Consider the following 17,380-nt stretch of genomic DNA (forward strand, 5'->3'; position numbering starts at 1 on the left):
AATACGATTTGAAATACGCTGTTTTAACCTTACTATTGCTATTTACCCTGGTTTCCTGTAACAAGGAAGAAAAATCCGAAAAAGAAAATATTAAAGAAGTTCCTGTAAAAGAGCCTATCGTTGTTGAATTTGGTTTTACATTAAATGACTTTTTGGTTGTTAATGATACAGTCAAAAGCGGTGATACTTTTGGAACATTGATGGACAAACATGACCTGGGGAAATACAAAGTACATGAAATAACAGAAAAGGCAAGAGATTCTTTTAACTTCAGGGATATTCGCGCAGGAAGACCTTACACTATTTTAAAGTCTAAAAAAGCACCAAATACGGTACAGGTTTTTATATACCAGCCCGATAATATTCATTACAGCGTTATTGACCTGAGAGATTCTATCGTTGCCTATAAAAATCAAAAACCAATAACGATTAAAAGAAGGACAATAGCTACTGAAATTGAAAGCTCATTATCCGAAACGCTAAGCAAGGCAGGAGTTGATGCTTCACTTGCCCAAAATCTGGCGGATATTTATGCCTATTCTGTCGATTTCTTCAAAATCCAGAAAGGTGATAAGTTTGCAGTAACATTCAATGAAAAATACATTAGCGACACTATTTATGCCGGTGTAGAAAGTCTGGAAGCGTCTTTTTTCGAATACAAAGGGAAAAAAATCTACGCATTCCCTTTTAAGCAGGACACTACAGCCAAAAAAGTAAACTATTACGATGAGGAAGGAAAAGTACTCAAGACCATGTTCCTGAAAGCTCCACTGAAATTCGGATTCAGGATTTCCTCAAAATTTTCAACACGAAGATTCCATCCCGTACAACAACGATTCAAGGCGCATAACGGTACTGATTATGCCGCTCCATCCGGAACACCAATTATTACAACAGCAACCGGTGTGGTTGAAAAAACTGGTTATACTGCCGGAAACGGAAACTTTGTAAAAGTCAAGCACAATTCAACCTATTCTACACAATACCTTCACATGTCTAAAATCCTGGTGCGCCAGGGACAGAGAGTTTCTCAAGGTGATGTCATTGGAAAAGTAGGAAGCACAGGTTTGGCAACCGGACCACACGTTTGTTACCGTTTCTGGAAAAATGGCGTACAGGTTGATGCTCTTAAACAGAAGCTTCCGAATTCAATTCCGATGGATGCGAAATACAAATCTCGATTCATGGCTGAAATGACACCACTCAAAAAAGAATTAGACAGTATCGCAGCAATTAAATTCAAAAAATAAATCATTATTGCCTAAATTTGAGCCTTCAAAAGACTACAAATCTAATTCTTTATTACCATGGCTTTAGGCAAAACCAATCCGTCAGGAACAGTTGCTTGGCAAAAACTGCGTGAACATTTCGCTTCAATGCAATATGCTTCAATGCAGGAAATGTTTGCAGACGATAATTCCAGAGCAGAAAAATTCAATCTTCAATGGAATGAATTTCTTGTCGATTATTCTAAAAATATTATCACAGAAGAAACAATAAGCCTGCTTTTGTCATTGGCGGATGAAGTAAATCTAAAAGATGCGATTGCCAAATATTTTAGTGGTGATGTTATAAACGAAACCGAAAACAGGGCGGTACTACACACTGCTTTGCGCGCTCCAGAATCTGCTGTAATTACTGTAGACGGACAAAATGTAATGCCCGAAGTATATCTCGTTAAAAACAAGATTAAGACCTTTTGTGATGAGGTTATTAGCGGACAAAGAAAAGGTTTCACCGGAAAAGCTTTTACAGATGTGGTAAACATCGGCATAGGCGGTTCAGATCTTGGTCCGGCGATGACAGTAGAAGCGCTTCAGTTTTATAAAAATCACCTGAATGTTCATTTTATCTCCAATGTTGACGGTGACCATGTTCAGGAAAAAATCAAAAACCTAAATCCGGAAACAACACTTTTTGTAGTGGTTTCAAAAACATTTACGACACAAGAAACGCTTTCCAATTCGGAAACGGTACGTAAGTGGTTTTTAAAATCGGCAAAACAGGAAGATGTTGCCAAGCATTTTGTGGCTGTTTCTACAAATATCCAAAAGGTAACAGAATTCGGAATTAATCCGGATAATGTTTTTCCTATGTGGGACTGGGTTGGCGGAAGATTCTCTTTATGGAGTGCTGTAGGTCTATCTATTAGCCTAGCTGTAGGATTCGATAATTTCAATAAATTGCTGAAAGGTGCTAATGAAATGGACGAACATTTTAAATCGGCAGAATTCAACCAGAATATTCCGGTTGTCCTGGCACTTTTGAGTGTTTGGTACAATAACTTCTTTGGAGCAGAAAGCGAAGCCCTGATTCCGTATACGCAATACCTTCAAAAGCTGGCGCCATATCTTCAGCAAGGAATTATGGAAAGCAACGGGAAAAGCGTAGGAAGAGATGGCAACCCTGTAAACTACCAGACAGGAACAATCATTTGGGGCGAACCAGGAACCAATTCACAACACGCATTTTTTCAACTGATCCACCAGGGAACAAAATTGATTCCTACGGATTTTATCGGTTTTGTAAAACCTCTATATGGCGATGAAGACCATCATAATAAATTGATGTCAAATTTCTTTGCGCAAACAGAAGCGTTACTGAACGGAAAAACTGAAGAACAGGTAAGGTCAGAATTTACAAAAACAAACTTCTCCTCCGGAGCTGCAGAGTTCCTGACTCCGTTTAAGATTTTTCAAGGAAACAAACCTACCAATACATTGTTAATTCAACAATTGACGCCGGAAACTTTAGGCTCGCTAATTTCATTATATGAGCATAAGATTTTCGTACAAGGTGTAATCTGGAATATTTTCAGTTATGACCAATGGGGAGTTGAGCTTGGAAAACAATTGGCTAATTCGATTCTTGATGAGATCAATTCAGGTGTTGTAAAACAGCATGACAGCTCTACAACACTTTTGCTAACATATTTTTTACATAAGAAATAAAGACCATTCCGGTTAAAGTTTTCAAAATCCTTATGCATGCATAAGGATTTTTTGTTTTTATCTCTTTTTTAAGGGTTATAAATTGAATTTTTGATGCGTTTTCGACCCATTTTTCCTCTCAAAATAGTTTTGTGATTTATAATCTTAACATAACGTTGGGAAATAATTGTTGAAAGACCTTTGTCGAAATCTAACCCAATTATTTAAAAATGAAGAATTTAAAACAATTTATGCTGTCATCACTGCTATTTTTTGTGGCAACTTCAGCATTTTCACAGACGAAAATTACAGGAACGATAGTCGATTCTGAATTGAAAGGTTCGCTTCCAGCTGCGAACATTACTGTCAAAGGTACCGGAGAAGGAGCTTCTACCGATATAGATGGTAAATTTAGCCTCAACACTTCAAAAACTCAAGGAGAAGTTGTAATTACTTTTGTAGGCTATGTTACAAAAACGATTCCGTTTACAGCTAAATCGCAAACTGTCGATTTAGGGACAATTAGTTTGGAATCGGATTCCAGTCAATTAGATGAAGTCGTAATTATTGGTAAAGGAATTATCGATTTGGCAAAGGATAGAAAAACTCCGATAGCCGTTTCAACTTTAACTTCTGCAGAAATCCAGGACAAAGTCGGGTCATCAGACATTACACAAACTATGGTAAATACACCATCAGTTTATGTTGCCGGACAGTCTGGAGGTTATGGAGATTCAAGAATAGCGGTCAGAGGTTTTGCCCAGGATAACACAGCTTTCTTGTTGAACGGTCAGCCAATCAACGGAATGGAAGATGGTTTGATGTATTGGTCAAACTGGTCTGGTATGGGAGATATAGCAAACAATATACAAATCCAGAGAGGTTTGGGTTCTTCAAAATTGGCGATTTCGTCAGTTGGAGGAACGGTAAATTTTGTTACCAAAGCTACTTCTAAAAGAGAAGGCGGATTTGTTTCAGCCGGAGTAGCAAACAATGATTATTTGAAAACTACCGTAGCTTATAACACGGGAATGATGGAAAATAAGTTTGGGGTAAGCGTAATGTTGACTCACTGGCAAGGAGATGGTTATAATGACGGAACCCGTGGTGAAGGACAGAACTATTTTATTTCTTTTGGATATAAGCCGTCTGAAAATCATAACCTGAACTTTTTGATAACTGGTGCGCCTCAAAAGCACGATCAAAACTTTGCAAAAAGACTTTCAGATTACCAAACATATGGCAGAAAGTATAACAACAACTGGGGTCTTCTGAATGGACAATACCAATCAGAAAGAACGAATTATTACCATAAGCCGGTTGCCAACCTTAACTGGGACTGGGAAATTAACAGCAAATCAGAATTGTCTACCGTATTATATGCCTCTTGGGGACGTGGTGGAGGAACTGGAAACTATGGAGCCTCTGCTATCAGAACAAATGGTCAGATTGATTTTGATGCTATTGAAGCAAGAAATAGGAGTGTTGGAAATGGAGTAATGGGAGATAACAAATCCTATCTGATACGTTCTTCTGTAAACAACCACAACTGGTATGGGCTTGTGTCTAATTTTAAGCATCAACTAAATGAAAACCTGGTTTTTAATGTAGGAGCAGATTTAAGAACGTATTATGGAACACACTACCGTCAGGTTGAAAACTTCCTGGGATTGAATAATTGGACAGAAACAAGAACTTTAAGAGACGGTACGGATCAGCCGGTAGGAAGTCCGGTTTCAAACACAGTCACAGATTCTCAAAGAGCAGAACCATGGGGAGCTACTTTCAATTCTCTTGGTGAAAACCAGAGAATCGATTATGATAATAGTGAAAGAATATCATACGGTGGACTTTTCGGTCAAGTTGAATATTCAAATGACTTATTCTCTGTCTTTTTCCAGGGAGCAATTTCAAACCAAAGACACCAGAGATTTGACAGATATGACTATTTGAGACAATACAAAGATTCAGAAAAGGTTAATAATACAGGATTCAACGTAAAAGGAGGAGGTAGCTTCAATATCAACGAACAGAATTCAGTATATGTAAATGCGGGCTATTATTCACGCCAGCCATTTCATGATAATATCTACCTGAACTTTACCAACCAGGTAAACCCATTGACAGAAAATGAAAAGATTTTAGGTCTTGAAGCCGGGTATAGCTTTAAAAGCACCTATTTTTCTGCCAATCTAAATGGTTACAGAACTTCGTGAAAGGACAGAGTAAAGACAACTTCAAGAATTGCAGCAGCGGGTGAAATAATTAATGGAAATCCTATTACAGTGGGAACAGAACTTTTTACTACAAATGAAGGTGTAGAGCAGCTGCATACAGGTCTTGAACTTGATTTTGTAGCAAAACCATTACCAAATCTGGATTTAAGAGGATTTGTTTCTGCCGGAAACTGGGAGTATAAAGGAAATGTGGTAACAACAATTAGAGATCAGGACAGAAACACACTAGATGTTACCAAAACTGATGTAGATGGAGGAAAAGTTGGAGATGCAGCTCAATTCACGGCTGGAGCTGGATTTAAATATACGATTGTAGAAAGACTATCTGTTGATGCGGATTATAGATTCTACGACAAAATCTACTCTAATGTTGGAGCTGTTAAAGAAAACTTGGAAATCCCTTCTTATGGAGTGGTAGATTCAGGAGTTTCCTATAAGATGCTGGTTGGAAAAAACAAATCCCAATCAGTAAACTTCAGACTTAATGTAGATAACCTGCTTCATAAGATCTATATTTCTGAATTAAGAACCAATATTAAAGTTACAGATAGAGTAAATCCTAACAGTGCTACAGATTTATCTACGTATCAGTCTTCAGGGAAAATATATAATGGAATCGCTAACGGTAACCAAGGCTACTTCGGTTTAGGAAGAACTTGGAATTTTACAATTCGTTATAATTTTTAGTTTGTGTGCAGTTAGTTGAAAAAGCCTCTCGATTGAGAGGCTTTTTTGTTTATTCTTCCGTATTGTTTTCAGGAGTTTCTTTATTTCCTTTTAGGAATTTCACCACTAGCGGAATAGTAGTAATCGCTACGATAATAAGAATGATGATTTCAATATGGCTCTTTAAATCAATATCAAACTTGGTTAAAAACAAACCATAAAGATAATGTCCTGCCATGATTAAGCTGAAAGCCCATAAGAACGAACTTAATATATTGTAAAACACGAAACGTTTTTTGTCCATCTGCACGATTCCGGCAATAATCGGGGCAAAGGTTCTTAAGATAGGCATGAAACGTGCAATGATAATTGCTTTCCCGCCATATTTCTCAAAAAACACACGAGACTGTTCAAGATATTTTTTCTTGAACCAGAAGCTGTCCTCTTTTTTGTAGAGGTACCATCCGCTTTTTGCTCCAAACCAATAACCGACCGTATTTCCGATAATTCCGGAAATAGCAACCAGTGTAGCCAATAAAGCAACATTGCCAAAGTCGCTTTCAATAAGAATAAGATTTTCTACAAGTTCCCGACTGTAGATTCCGGCGAGAAAAAGAAGACTATCGCCCGGAAGGAAAAAACCGGCAAACAATCCTGTTTCTGCAAAAACAATAAAAAGCACAACATACAGTCCAATGCTAACGCCCCCAAGTTCCATTGCAATGTAGAATTCAGGGTTAATGAGCTGTTTCCAATCGAAATTATCCATTTTAGAATTTAGTTAAGTAAATAAATATTAAGAAGCATTTAGTGTAATAGAATTCATTTTTTTCTTATCGCCAACAATCCATATAATATCGTCTTTTTCAAGCACGACGTGCGATTCTGGATTCATCATTCGGCGGCCTTCCCGTTCAATTCCCACGACCAGACCGTCTGTTTTTTCTCTAAGTTGTGACTCGCGAATAGTCTTGCCGATAAAATCTTCGTTTTTCAACTCGAAATTTTTCAGGACAGTTTCAGCATTGTTTTCAGGAACTGCAACAAAGCTCTGTTGCAGATAGGTCTTGAATTTTTCTATCTGCCTGTCTGTTCCTATCACATAGAGAAGATCATTTGGATAAATCTGCTCGTTGCGGTTAGGAACGTTAATCGTAATATTTCCACGCTTTATGGCGGCTATATTGATTCCAATCTTTTCGCGAAGTTCCAGCTGGTGGAGCGGTTTTCCAACAATATTGGATTCAGCGCTGATTTCAAAAGTGGTCATGTGTGCATCCCACGGAGAAAGCTCTCGCTTGCTTTTTGATGCTTCCGTATTTTCTCTATCGTTAAGGTTCTGCATAAATCGGTTTTCGATCCTGTCATACAGTGTTTGTAGCCTTTTTGGGAAAACCATATATGCTACGGCAAAAATAACCAGTGCCGTAAAAGCAATAAAATTAGAAAAGAAGCTGTTTAGCAGTAATCCGATAAAGAATAAGGTAAACAGGATGCGGATGATATTGACAATTTTTACCGGACCCAGGAATTTCCTTTCCTTTTTTAATTCCTCATAAGCGGTAGGCGCGACTTTTCTGAATGACAATGCCCATAAGAAAGGGGAGATAAACAAAAGTGTCAGGACAGCTATTGCTACATTAGCCCATTGAGAACCATTTACAAGAGGAAGCACTACTCTTGAAGAAAGCAGGATAATAGCAATTATAATCACAGAATAGATAATAATCTGGATGATGCTGGATCTTAAAAATAAAACCCAGTTGCTTGTAGCCTTTATAGTTTGCGAACTTGAACTGTAGCTGTCGATGGCTTTCGTCCATTTTTTAGGAAGTCTTCTTTCCAGCATATTAGCAACCGGAATAGAAAGCTTGATCATAAAAGGAGTTGTAAATGTCGAAATGGCGGAAACGGCAACTACAATAGGATAAAGGAAATTGCTCGTTACGCCTAATGTCATCCCTAAAGTAGCTATGATAAATGAAAATTCACCAATTTGAGCAAGGCTCATTCCGGTTTGTACAGACTGTTTTAAAGGCTGACCGGAAATAAGAGTCCCGATAGTAGAACTTAATGTCTTTCCAAAAACCGTCAGCAAGGTGATGATAATTACTGGGACTGCATATTCAGCCAAAGTGCTTGGATTGATAAGCATTCCAACTGATACAAAGAAAACGGCTCCAAAAAGGTCTTTTACAGGTTTTACGAGATGCTCAATGCGTTCGGCTTTGGTAGTTTCAGCAATAATAGATCCCATGATAAAAGCACCCAAAGCAGGTGAAAATCCGGCCATAGTAGCAAGGATTACCATCATAAGACATAAAGCTAAAGAAACAATTAGCAAAGTCTCATCGCTTAAAAGATTCTTGGCTTTTTTTAGTAAGGTCGGGATGAAAAAAATTCCACCCACAAACCATAATATAAGGAAAAATAAAAGTTTTAGTACCGATTCAAAAAGTTCCATTCCCGAAAACTGCTGACTCACAGCAATAGTAGAAAGTAAGACCATCATCAGAATGGCTACAATATCTTCAACAATCAGTGCGCCAAAAACAATTCCGGCAAATTTCTGTCCCTTAACGCCTAATTCGTCAAAAGCACGGAGTATGATAGTTGTTGATGAAATGGAGAGTATGACACCTAAAAAGATGCTGTCCATAGAAGACCAACCCATAAGCTGTCCACACCAATACCCTAAAAACACCATAGAGAAAATCTGTACCAGAGCAGTAATTGAGGCTGTTCCGCCCACTTTCATCAATTTCTTAAAACTGAATTCCAGTCCCAGGCTGAAAAGTAAAATAATAACTCCGATTTCTGCCCAGACTTCAACGTTTTGCACATCTTTTACCGAAGGGAATAATGTGAAATAGGGGCCGGCCAAAAATCCAGCAATTAAATATCCAAGAACCAAAGGCTGTTTTATCTTCTTGAAAAGTAGAATAGCAACGCCGGCAGTCATAAGAATCAATCCCAAATCGCTTATCAGAGGATAAAGGTGATGCGAGGCCGCTGTTGCAGTATTTTCTAATTCGTTCATATCTGTAGTAATTTAATTGGACAATAATTATGAAGATTCTTGTTGAGAACCTTTAAAAAAGACAACAATTATTTATTACCAAAAAGCCTGAAAAGAATAGAATATGGATAATAGTTTCCCTTTATGGCAGAAAGAACCAAGTAATGAATGTTTTTCGAAAGGACTTGCCGAAGCTAAATAAGTCTCAAAAACAAATTTTGAAGAAGAAACAGCTCCAAAGAGCAAAGATAGATTATAGCATTTTGATAGTCTGGCTATGCTATAACGATAGGGATTAGAGAATCTCTTCTTTTTATGAATTTTATCAAATGTGTCGTGCGCAACGGAAAATTCTTTTTTCGGCTGGCTGTAACGGCATGTTTTTAATTGCTGATTGCCGTTAGTTTCGAGAAAAGTCAATGATAAATTTTTCTTATTGCTGGCATCGCAACGCATTCCCAGCAGAAAGAATAAGCACAAAAAAGTAATATGTACGGCTTTTTTCATCATTTCCGCAAATTTATGATATTGAATTTTAAAACTGGGATCAATTCAATTAAAGAAATGTTAATTGTTAAGATTTTATTTCGTAATTTGGATTCATTATTTATTGGTCTGCTGCGTTCTGATAATTTTGGAACATTTCATTTTTTGATATATTTGTAAAAACAATTTTGACCATGGATACTTACAAAATTATTCTAGAAGCCCACTCCGGTATTGCCTATGTAGCCCTTTTTACAATTGGCGTTGCTGCAATCAATTCCCTAATAGGACTATCTGCAAAAAACGAATTTAAACCAAAAGACAGAAGAATTGCGCTCTTTGGTTTGATAGCTGCTCACCTTCAATTTGTTTTTGGATTGATTTTATATTTCATTTCACCAAAAGGATTTGCTCTTTTCGGACAAGTAGGTATGAAAGAAATTATGGGTGATAGCAATTTACGCATGATGGCAGTCGAACATCCTTTTGTAAATATTCTGGCTATAGTGCTAATAACTATAGGATGGAGTACTCATAAGAGAGTGGAAGGTTCGGATAAAAAATTCAAAAAAATAGCCATATTCTATATTTTAGGTTTTCTGTTATTGATATCAAGAATTCCTTGGGATGTATGGTTCTCATAAAGTATAAAGCTCAATTTTTTGAGCTTTTTTAATTTTGGGTATAGTAATTGTAAGATGAATTGGCCAAACATAAAAAAATTTATCATGAAGTATAAGACTACCATTCTTTTGCTGGCCTTCATTGCTTTGGTCTTTTCGAGCGGTTTCTCACTACGAGATAGAAATTTCCAAAAAACACCTCCTGAAAAAACACAGGTATATCAAGACTCAGTAAAGAAAGTCGCCATAGAAGATAGCTTAAAATTAGCCGAATCAAAAAAATATAAGCTCCATAAGAAAAATGCCCACGCATCCTATTATGCTGACAAATTTACAGGACGCCGTACGGCAAGCGGAAAAATCTTTGATAATAAGAAATATACCGCAGCACACAGAAAATTTCCTTTTGGAACCAAGCTACGAATCACTAATGAAGCCAATGGAAAATCAGTTATTGTTGAAGTAACAGATAGAGGACCATTTACCAAAGGAAAAGAGATAGACCTTACTAAGAAGGCCTTCATGGAAATTGCATCATCCCGTTATGGAGGACACTTAAAAGTAACCATAGAAATCATACAATAAGCCATGAAAACCAGGATGTTTTTGTTTATCGCAGCTTTTGGAACCCTACTGACGAGTTGTTCGTCTAGCAAGTCGGTTTCCGGAAAAGTGTATAAGAAAAATGTCCACGCGTCCTATTATGCTGATAAATTCAACGGAAGAAAAACAGCAAGTGGGGAAAAATTCCACAACGGTAATTATACTGCTGCCCATAAAAAGCTGCCATTCGGAACAAAAGTTAAAGTAACCAATATCGCCAATGAAAAATGGGTTATAGTTGAAATAAATGACAGAGGGCCATTTACACCAGGCAGGGAAATTGATCTTACTAAAAAAGCTTTTATGGAAATAGCAGACAGTAAAAATCACGGTTCTTTAAAAGTAAACATTGAAATTATAAAATAGCAAGCCAGCATTATGCTGGCTTTTTTATTGCTTAAAATTGATAATAAAAAATTAACACAAATTTAAGTTCGTTTAGTTCGGTAATTACCGAACCTATTTTAACTTTGCGCCAAAATTAACGTATCAATGACAGACATAGCGAAAGAAAGAGATGGATTGGTGGAGATGTTTGGCGTTCATTTTGAAAAGTATTGGAACTTTTCACCTTTGTCAGGACGAATATTAGGATGCCTTATTGTTTGGAATGATGCCAAAGGATTGACGTTTGACGATTTAGTTTCCACCCTTGGAGCCAGCAAAAGTTCGGTTTCGACCAACCTGAATTTGTTGCTGAAGATAGGAAAGATAGAATATTATACTTTTCCTGGTGACAGAAAGAAGTATTACAAACCATCATCTTTTAGTGACAGAATGCAAAATCACCTACAGATGGTTATGGATGAAAAGAAAATGGTAGAAAGAATGATCGACTATAAGAATAAAACAGTTGGCGATGGAGATTGTGCCAGTTTAGAATTAATCAAGATTTACCAGGATCACGTCATAGAATTCGAGAAATTTTTAAATAAAACAATCCAAAAGTTAGAAAAAGTAGAGAACAAATAAAATCAATCAACCTTTTATAAAAATGCAGATGAAGAATAAGTCACTATTCAGTATTGTAATCGCAATAATTACACTTTACTCTTGCGGTAAAAAAGAACAGCAAATGCCTCCACAAGGGCCAGTGCCGTTTCCGGTACAGACTGTTGCAAAACAAGATGCTGTTGTTTATCAAGAATATACAGCCAATCTTGAAGGACAGCAGAATGTTGAAATCCGTCCAAAAGTTAACGGATTTATCCAGAAAATATTTGTTGATGAAGGACAGGTTGTCAGAAAAGGACAACTATTGTTCAAATTAGAAACTCAAACTCAAAATGAAGATGCTTCAGCGGCAAAAGCAGCCGTACAGGCAGCTCAGGTTGAAGTAGATCGTTTGAAGCCTCTTGTTGACAGAAAGATTATCAGTAACGTACAATTGGAAACAGCTAAAGCTAAGTTAGCACAAGCTAAAGCATCTTATGGTGCTATTGCAGCAAATATAGGTTTTGCAACAATCACATCACCAGTTGATGGAGTAATTGGAGGTCTTCCGTTTAGAGAAGGTAGTTTGGTTAGTTCAACCAGCGAGATGCCTTTGACAACCGTTTCTGATACGAGAGTTATCCGTGCCTATTTCTCAATGAATGAGAAACAGCTTTTGTTTTTCAACAAAACCTTTAAAGGAGCAACAACAGCAGAAAAGCTAAAAGCTGCTCCGGAAGTTTCTTTGCTTTTGGTTGACAACACAGAGTACGACCAAAAAGGAAAATTGGCCACAATGAACGGATTGGTTAATCCACAAACAGGAACAACCCAGTTCAGAGCGGAATTCAAAAACCCAGAAGGAATCCTGAGAAGCGGTAGCAGCGGTATCGTTCGTTTGCCAATTGATGAGAAAAATGTAATGCTTGTACCGCAGAATGCTGTATTTGAAGTACAAGGAAAACAGATGCTTTACGTAGTTGGAAAAGACAACAAAGTAAAATCAAGAATTATCGAGACAAAAGGAACGTCTGGATTGAATTTCATCGTGAGCGGTGGACTTGAAGAAGGCGAAGTAATCGTAATCGAAGGTGCTTCTAAGCTAAAAGACGATATGGAAATCGTACCGCAACAAGGAAAACCGGAAGCAGCAGCTCCGGCAGGAAATGCTCCGGTAAAAGATTCTGCAAAAACAACCACACCATCAGCTAAAAAATAATTCTCAATGCTAAAGACATTCATAGAAAGACCAGTTCTTTCGACCGTAATATCGATCCTGATTACCATTTTAGGAATCTTGGGATTGATGTCCCTGCCGATAGAACAATATCCTGAGATCGCTCCGCCGACGGTCCAGGTAAATGCAACCTATACTGGAGCGAACGCTGAAACGGTACTGAACAGTGTCGTAACGCCGCTCGAAGAAGAAATTAACGGAGTAGAGGGAATGACTTATATGACCTCCTCTGCTGCAAACGACGGTTCTGCAAAAATCTCGGTATATTTCGAGCTTGGAGTTGACCCGGATATTGCTGCCGTAAACGTTCAGAACAGGGTTTCCCGTGCTACAAGTAAATTGCCTCAGGCTGTTGTTCAGACAGGGGTTACAACGCTAAAAAGCCAGACTAGTGCCTTGATGTTCTTTGCACTTTATTCTAAAAATAAGCAATTCGACGAAACCTATATCCAGAACTACGCAAAAATCAATCTGGTTCCAAAACTACAACGTGTTAAAGGTGTTGGACAGGTAAACGTATTTGGTGCGAAAGATTACTCAATGAGAATCTGGATCGATCCGGAGAAAATGGCTGCCTATGGGGTATTGCCAAAAGACATCCAGAATGCACTTCAGGAACAAAACGTAGAAGCAGCACCAGGTAAATTTGGTGAAAATGCCGAAGGAGTTTATGAATATGTAATCAAATACAAAGGAAGACTTTCTGTAATTGAAGATTATGAAAACATCGTAATCAAATCTACAGGTAACGGAAACTTCCTTCACTTGAAAGATGTAGCTACCGTAGAATTAGGAGGCTTCAACTATGGTACGAAAAACATTGCCATGGGACAAGAAGGTGTTGCCGTAGGGGTATTCCAGACGTCAGGTTCCAATGCTCAAGACATTATTACGGAAGTAATGTCGATTTTGGAACAATCTAAACCGGATTTCCCTCAAGGAGTTGATTATGTAATCCCTTATAACACTAAAACGTTCCTTGATGCTTCCATCAGTAAAGTAATCTCTACTTTGGTTGAGGCTTTCATCCTGGTATTTATCGTGGTGTTCTTATTCTTACAGGATTTCCGTTCTACTTTAATTCCTGCTATCGCTGTACCGGTAGCAATTATCGGAACGTTCTTCTTCCTGCAATTGTTCGGATTCTCGATCAACATGTTAACCTTGTTCGCGATGATCCTTGCCATTGGTATTGTGGTCGATGACGCCATTGTCGTCGTGGAGGCGGTGCACGCCAAACTCGACGAAGGGGCCAAATCCGGAAAAGAAGCTACGCTATCTGCGATGAGCGAAATCTCTGGTGCGATTGTTTCGATTACATTGGTAATGTCGGCAGTATTTATTCCGGTATCGTTCCTAAGCGGACCTTCGGGAGTATTCTACCAGCAGTTTGCAATTACGTTGGCGATATCGATTTTGATTTCGGCAGTAAACGCGTTAACGCTAAGCCCGGCTTTGTGTGCCTTGTTCCTGAAACCGCATAAAGATTCGGACCACCATAAAAAGAACCTAAAAGACAGATTCTTCCTTGCCTTCAACACAGGCTTTAACAAGATGAACGAGAAATATACAGGCTCGTTGCGATTCTTGGTAAGAAAAAGATGGGTAACAGCAGTAGCGCTTTTGGTTTTCTGTGGTATCACTTATTTCTTATTCCAGACCACTCCATCAGGATTTATTCCTAATGAAGATAGAGGAATCATCATGGCAGATTTAACCTTGCCTCCTGGAACAACATTAGAAAAAACACAAAAAGCGGTAGACGAACTAGACTCTATATTAGCATCAATGGATATCGTTGAAGCAAGGATGAGCGTTGTCGGATTCAGTTTATTGAACAACGTAAACGGTGGTTCATACGCCTTTACGGTAATAAAACTAAAAGATTGGGCCTATCGTAAAGAAGCAAACCAACAGGTTGATGCAGTTGTAGGTGAACTTTTCGGAAGAACAGCGCACTTTAAAGATGCAAGAGCCTTATTCTTTACACCTCCGAGTGTACAAGGTTTTGGTACAGCCGATGGTTTTGAATTCAAGATACAGGATAAAGGGGATGATGACTGGGCTACGGTAAGTAAAGTCAGCAACGAGTTCTTGGGCGAATTGATGAAAAGACCGGAAATCCAATATGCGATGACCAACTTTAACCCGAACTTCCCGCAATACCAGATGGATATCAATGTAGAAAGAGCAAAAGACGCCGGAGTATCTATTTCCGATATCTTCAACACTATGCAAGGATATTACGGAGGATTGTATACAACAGATTTCAACAAATTCGGTAAACAATACCGTGTCATGATTCAGGCAAAACCGTCTGACAGGGCTACAGAACAATCGATTAATAATATTTATGTTAGGAATGCCAATAACCAGCAGGTAGCGATCAGCCAGTTCGTCGATTTCAAGAGAATTTACGGACCGGAAGCAGTAGCGAGATTTAACATGCTTAAGGCAGTAAACGTAAACGGAAAAGCGAAACCAGGTTACAGTTCCGGAGATGCTATTAAGGCAATTCAGGAAGTTGCAGCACAACACTTGCCAAAAAGTTATACCTATGAGTTCTCAGGGATGACCCGTGAAGAGATTTTGGCAGGAACACAGGCGGCAGGAGTATTCCTTTTGAGCTTAATATTTGTTTACTTCCTTTTGAGTGCACAATATGAAAGCTATTTGGTTCCATTGTCGGTATTGTTATCATTGCCGGTAGGTATTGCCGGAGCCATCGGATTTGTGAAACTGGCAGGATTAGAAAACAACATCTACTTCCAGGTAGCTTTAATCATGCTTATTGGTCTCCTCGCGAAGAATGCCATTCTGATTGTGGAATTCGCCATCCAAAGGCGACGCCACGGAATGGATCTGATGCAGGCTGCTATCGAAGGTGCAAAAGCGCGTCTTCGTCCAATTTTGATGACTTCATTGGCCTTTATTTTTGGTCTGTTGCCATTAGCCTTGGCCTCTGGAGTTGGAGCAGTAGGTAACCGTTCTATCGGTATGGGAGCTGTTGGAGGAATGTTAATCGGAACTGTATTTGGAGTATTCGTAATTCCGGTATTGTTCGTGATCTTCCAATCATTGCAGGAAAGAATCTCAGGTAAGCCTTTTGAAGAAAAACGGTCTGATGATGTTATACTTTTAAACGAAGAATATGAAGAATAAGATATATAAAATAGGCTTGCTCGTTTTCGCGGCAGCCGTACTGCAATCTTGTTTCGTTGCAAAGAAATATGAAAGGCCGGAACTAAAAACGCAAGATCTTTACAGAACAGAAGTGGTTTCTGCAGATTCTACGTCACTTGCAAATGTTTCATGGGATAAGATTTTTACAGATCCTATCTTGCAAGGCTATATCAAAAAAGGATTGCAGAACAATCTGGATATCCGAATTGCAATACAAAACATTGCAGCTGCAGAAGCTACAATGAAACAAGGCAAAGCAGGTTATTTCCCAACGCTTTCTGGAAATGCTGACTGGACACACCAGCAGCTTTCTAAAAACAGCCAGTTGGGTGCTTTCTTGCAAGACAGAAGCACAGACCAATATCAGTTAACAGGAACACTTTCCTGGGAAGCTGATATCTGGGGAAAAATCAGAAGTAACAAGCGTGCGGCAAATGCAGTTTACCTTCAGTCGATAGCAGCCAACCAGGCGGTTAAAACGCAGTTGATTTCAAGCATTGCTTCTACTTACTACCAATTGCTTTCTTTGGATGCCCAAATTAAGGTAGCAGAAGAATCATTGATTAACAGAAAGGAAAGCGTTGAGACGATTATTGCTCTTAAAGATGCAGGAAATGTAAATGAAGTAGGTGTAAAGCAGACGGAAGCGCAGAAATATGCAACTGAAATTATCATTGCTGATTTAAAGAACAACGTAATCATATTAGAAAACACCTTAAGCAATCTTTTAGGGGAAGGATCTAAGAAAATTGAAAGAGGTACTTTTGAATCTCAGGTAATGCAGCCAGAAATTACGCTTGGTGTTCCGGCAACTTTATTGAGAAACAGACCGGATGTTATCGCGGCAGAATACAACCTGATTTCTACTTTTGAGCAAACAAATGTTGCAAGAAGTAATTTCTATCCTACGTTGAAAGTAACAGCAACAGGCGGTTTTCAAAGTATCGACTTGCAACAATGGTTCAGTGCTAATTCGTTCTTCTCAAATGTTGTTACCGGATTGACACAGCCAATCTTTAACCAGAGACAAATCAGAACGCGTTTTGAAGTGGCAAAAGCCAATCAGGAAAAAGCATATCTGCAATTTGAGCAATCGCTGTTAACAGCCGGAAAAGAAGTTTCTGATGCTTTAGCACAATATAGCAATGAAACGGCTAAAATAACAATCCGCGAAAAACAAGTAGATGCACTTAAAAAAGCAGCTGACTATTCAGATGAACTATTGACATACGGTTTGGTAAACTATTTAGAAGTATTGACTGCAAAAGACAATGCCTTGAATACGGAACTAAATCTGATCGACAATAAATACAGACAATACAATGCCATTATCCAATTATATAGAGCCTTAGGTGGCGGATGGCAATAATATAGTTCCGCTTGCGGGATTATGATTGATTTTGTTTTTGTTCAAAACCACCGGACATTTCGATGTTCGGTGGTTTTTTGTTTAAGAGACTTAT

At 38.3% G+C, this 17,380-nt stretch carries 14 protein-coding genes; 11 read left to right on the forward strand and 3 right to left on the reverse strand.

Annotated features, from left to right (window positions below; translation table 11 throughout):
* Window positions 1-8: 8 nt before the first annotated feature.
* The 4 genes from ABH942_RS15850 (at window position 9) to ABH942_RS15865 (ending at window position 5,854) form a co-directional block, all read left to right on the forward strand.
* A complete protein-coding gene (locus ABH942_RS15850) occupies window positions 9-1,250 on the forward strand; it encodes a peptidoglycan DD-metalloendopeptidase family protein (protein ID WP_370033671.1) in 1,242 nt (413 codons plus the stop codon).
* Window positions 1,251-1,307: 57 nt separating this feature from the next.
* On the forward strand, window positions 1,308-2,951 hold the full coding sequence (gene pgi / locus ABH942_RS15855; protein ID WP_370033673.1) for a glucose-6-phosphate isomerase: 1,644 nt from the start codon (window positions 1,308-1,310) through the stop codon (window positions 2,949-2,951).
* Window positions 2,952-3,160: 209 nt separating this feature from the next.
* Entirely contained in the window at window positions 3,161-5,146 is a 1,986-nt protein-coding gene (locus ABH942_RS15860; protein WP_370033675.1) for a carboxypeptidase-like regulatory domain-containing protein, read from the forward strand.
* A 69-nt stretch (window positions 5,147-5,215) separates the two neighbouring features.
* Window positions 5,216-5,854, forward strand: coding sequence for a hypothetical protein (locus tag ABH942_RS15865; RefSeq protein WP_370033677.1), 639 nt, complete (start codon window positions 5,216-5,218; stop codon window positions 5,852-5,854).
* Window positions 5,855-5,903: 49 nt separating this feature from the next.
* On the opposite strand, the gene ABH942_RS15870 is transcribed toward ABH942_RS15865, so the two are convergent.
* From ABH942_RS15870 to ABH942_RS15880, 3 genes are all read right to left on the reverse strand, one after another.
* Window positions 5,904-6,602, reverse strand: a complete 699-nt coding sequence (locus ABH942_RS15870) for a DedA family protein (RefSeq protein WP_370033679.1) — start codon at window positions 6,600-6,602, stop codon at window positions 5,904-5,906.
* Between the two features lie 27 nt (window positions 6,603-6,629).
* Window positions 6,630-8,873: a cation:proton antiporter gene (locus ABH942_RS15875; RefSeq protein WP_370033681.1), complete on the reverse strand. Its 2,244-nt coding sequence runs from the start codon at window positions 8,871-8,873 to the stop codon at window positions 6,630-6,632.
* A 75-nt stretch (window positions 8,874-8,948) separates the two neighbouring features.
* Entirely contained in the window at window positions 8,949-9,362 is a 414-nt protein-coding gene (locus tag ABH942_RS15880; protein ID WP_370033683.1) for a hypothetical protein, read from the reverse strand.
* Between the two features lie 170 nt (window positions 9,363-9,532).
* On the opposite strand from ABH942_RS15880, the gene ABH942_RS15885 reads away from it, so the two are divergent.
* The 7 genes from ABH942_RS15885 (at window position 9,533) to ABH942_RS15915 (ending at window position 17,286) form a co-directional block, all read left to right on the forward strand.
* Window positions 9,533-9,982, forward strand: a complete 450-nt coding sequence (locus ABH942_RS15885) for a hypothetical protein (protein WP_370033685.1) — start codon at window positions 9,533-9,535, stop codon at window positions 9,980-9,982.
* A gap of 84 nt (window positions 9,983-10,066) precedes the next feature.
* The gene (locus ABH942_RS15890) at window positions 10,067-10,546 is read left to right on the forward strand and encodes a septal ring lytic transglycosylase RlpA family protein (protein ID WP_370033687.1); all 480 of its coding nucleotides are present in this window, start codon (window positions 10,067-10,069) and stop codon (window positions 10,544-10,546) included.
* A gap of 3 nt (window positions 10,547-10,549) precedes the next feature.
* Window positions 10,550-10,930 (forward strand): septal ring lytic transglycosylase RlpA family protein, encoded by a 381-nt coding sequence (locus tag ABH942_RS15895; RefSeq protein ID WP_370033689.1) that lies wholly within the window; start codon window positions 10,550-10,552, stop codon window positions 10,928-10,930.
* 126 nt (window positions 10,931-11,056) lie between these two features.
* Window positions 11,057-11,536 (forward strand): GbsR/MarR family transcriptional regulator, encoded by a 480-nt coding sequence (locus tag ABH942_RS15900; RefSeq protein ID WP_370033691.1) that lies wholly within the window; start codon window positions 11,057-11,059, stop codon window positions 11,534-11,536.
* Between the two features lie 28 nt (window positions 11,537-11,564).
* Complete coding sequence (locus ABH942_RS15905) at window positions 11,565-12,716, forward strand: efflux RND transporter periplasmic adaptor subunit (protein WP_370033693.1); 1,152 nt, start codon at window positions 11,565-11,567, stop codon at window positions 12,714-12,716.
* A gap of 6 nt (window positions 12,717-12,722) precedes the next feature.
* Window positions 12,723-15,896, forward strand: a complete 3,174-nt coding sequence (locus ABH942_RS15910; protein WP_370033695.1) for an efflux RND transporter permease subunit — start codon at window positions 12,723-12,725, stop codon at window positions 15,894-15,896.
* A complete protein-coding gene (locus tag ABH942_RS15915; protein WP_370033697.1) occupies window positions 15,886-17,286 on the forward strand; it encodes an efflux transporter outer membrane subunit in 1,401 nt (466 codons plus the stop codon). Before ABH942_RS15910 ends, ABH942_RS15915 begins: the two co-directional genes overlap by 11 nt.
* Window positions 17,287-17,380: the final 94 nt, after the last annotated feature.

Origin of the sequence: Flavobacterium sp. 28YEA47A (assembly GCF_041262125.1) — a bacterium.
Taxonomy (GTDB): Bacteria; Bacteroidota; Bacteroidia; order Flavobacteriales; family Flavobacteriaceae; genus Flavobacterium.

Excerpts from the sequence above, each read along its gene's own strand:
- ABH942_RS15895 (WP_370033689.1), top strand. The coding sequence starts at position 10,550 with ATGAAAACCAGGATGTTTTTGTTTATCGCAGCTTTTGGAACCCTACTG.
- ABH942_RS15860 (WP_370033675.1), top strand. The coding sequence starts at position 3,161 with ATGAAGAATTTAAAACAATTTATGCTGTCATCACTGCTATTTTTTGTG.
- pgi (WP_370033673.1), top strand. The coding sequence starts at position 1,308 with ATGGCTTTAGGCAAAACCAATCCGTCAGGAACAGTTGCTTGGCAAAAA.
- ABH942_RS15880 (WP_370033683.1), bottom strand. The coding sequence starts at position 9,362 with ATGATGAAAAAAGCCGTACATATTACTTTTTTGTGCTTATTCTTTCTG.
- ABH942_RS15910 (WP_370033695.1), top strand. The coding sequence starts at position 12,723 with ATGCTAAAGACATTCATAGAAAGACCAGTTCTTTCGACCGTAATATCG.
- ABH942_RS15905 (WP_370033693.1), top strand. The coding sequence starts at position 11,565 with ATGAAGAATAAGTCACTATTCAGTATTGTAATCGCAATAATTACACTT.
- ABH942_RS15870 (WP_370033679.1), bottom strand. The coding sequence starts at position 6,602 with ATGGATAATTTCGATTGGAAACAGCTCATTAACCCTGAATTCTACATT.
- ABH942_RS15885 (WP_370033685.1), top strand. The coding sequence starts at position 9,533 with ATGGATACTTACAAAATTATTCTAGAAGCCCACTCCGGTATTGCCTAT.
- ABH942_RS15900 (WP_370033691.1), top strand. The coding sequence starts at position 11,057 with ATGACAGACATAGCGAAAGAAAGAGATGGATTGGTGGAGATGTTTGGC.
- ABH942_RS15875 (WP_370033681.1), bottom strand. The coding sequence starts at position 8,873 with ATGAACGAATTAGAAAATACTGCAACAGCGGCCTCGCATCACCTTTAT.
- ABH942_RS15890 (WP_370033687.1), top strand. The coding sequence starts at position 10,067 with ATGAAGTATAAGACTACCATTCTTTTGCTGGCCTTCATTGCTTTGGTC.
- ABH942_RS15915 (WP_370033697.1), top strand. The coding sequence starts at position 15,886 with ATGAAGAATAAGATATATAAAATAGGCTTGCTCGTTTTCGCGGCAGCC.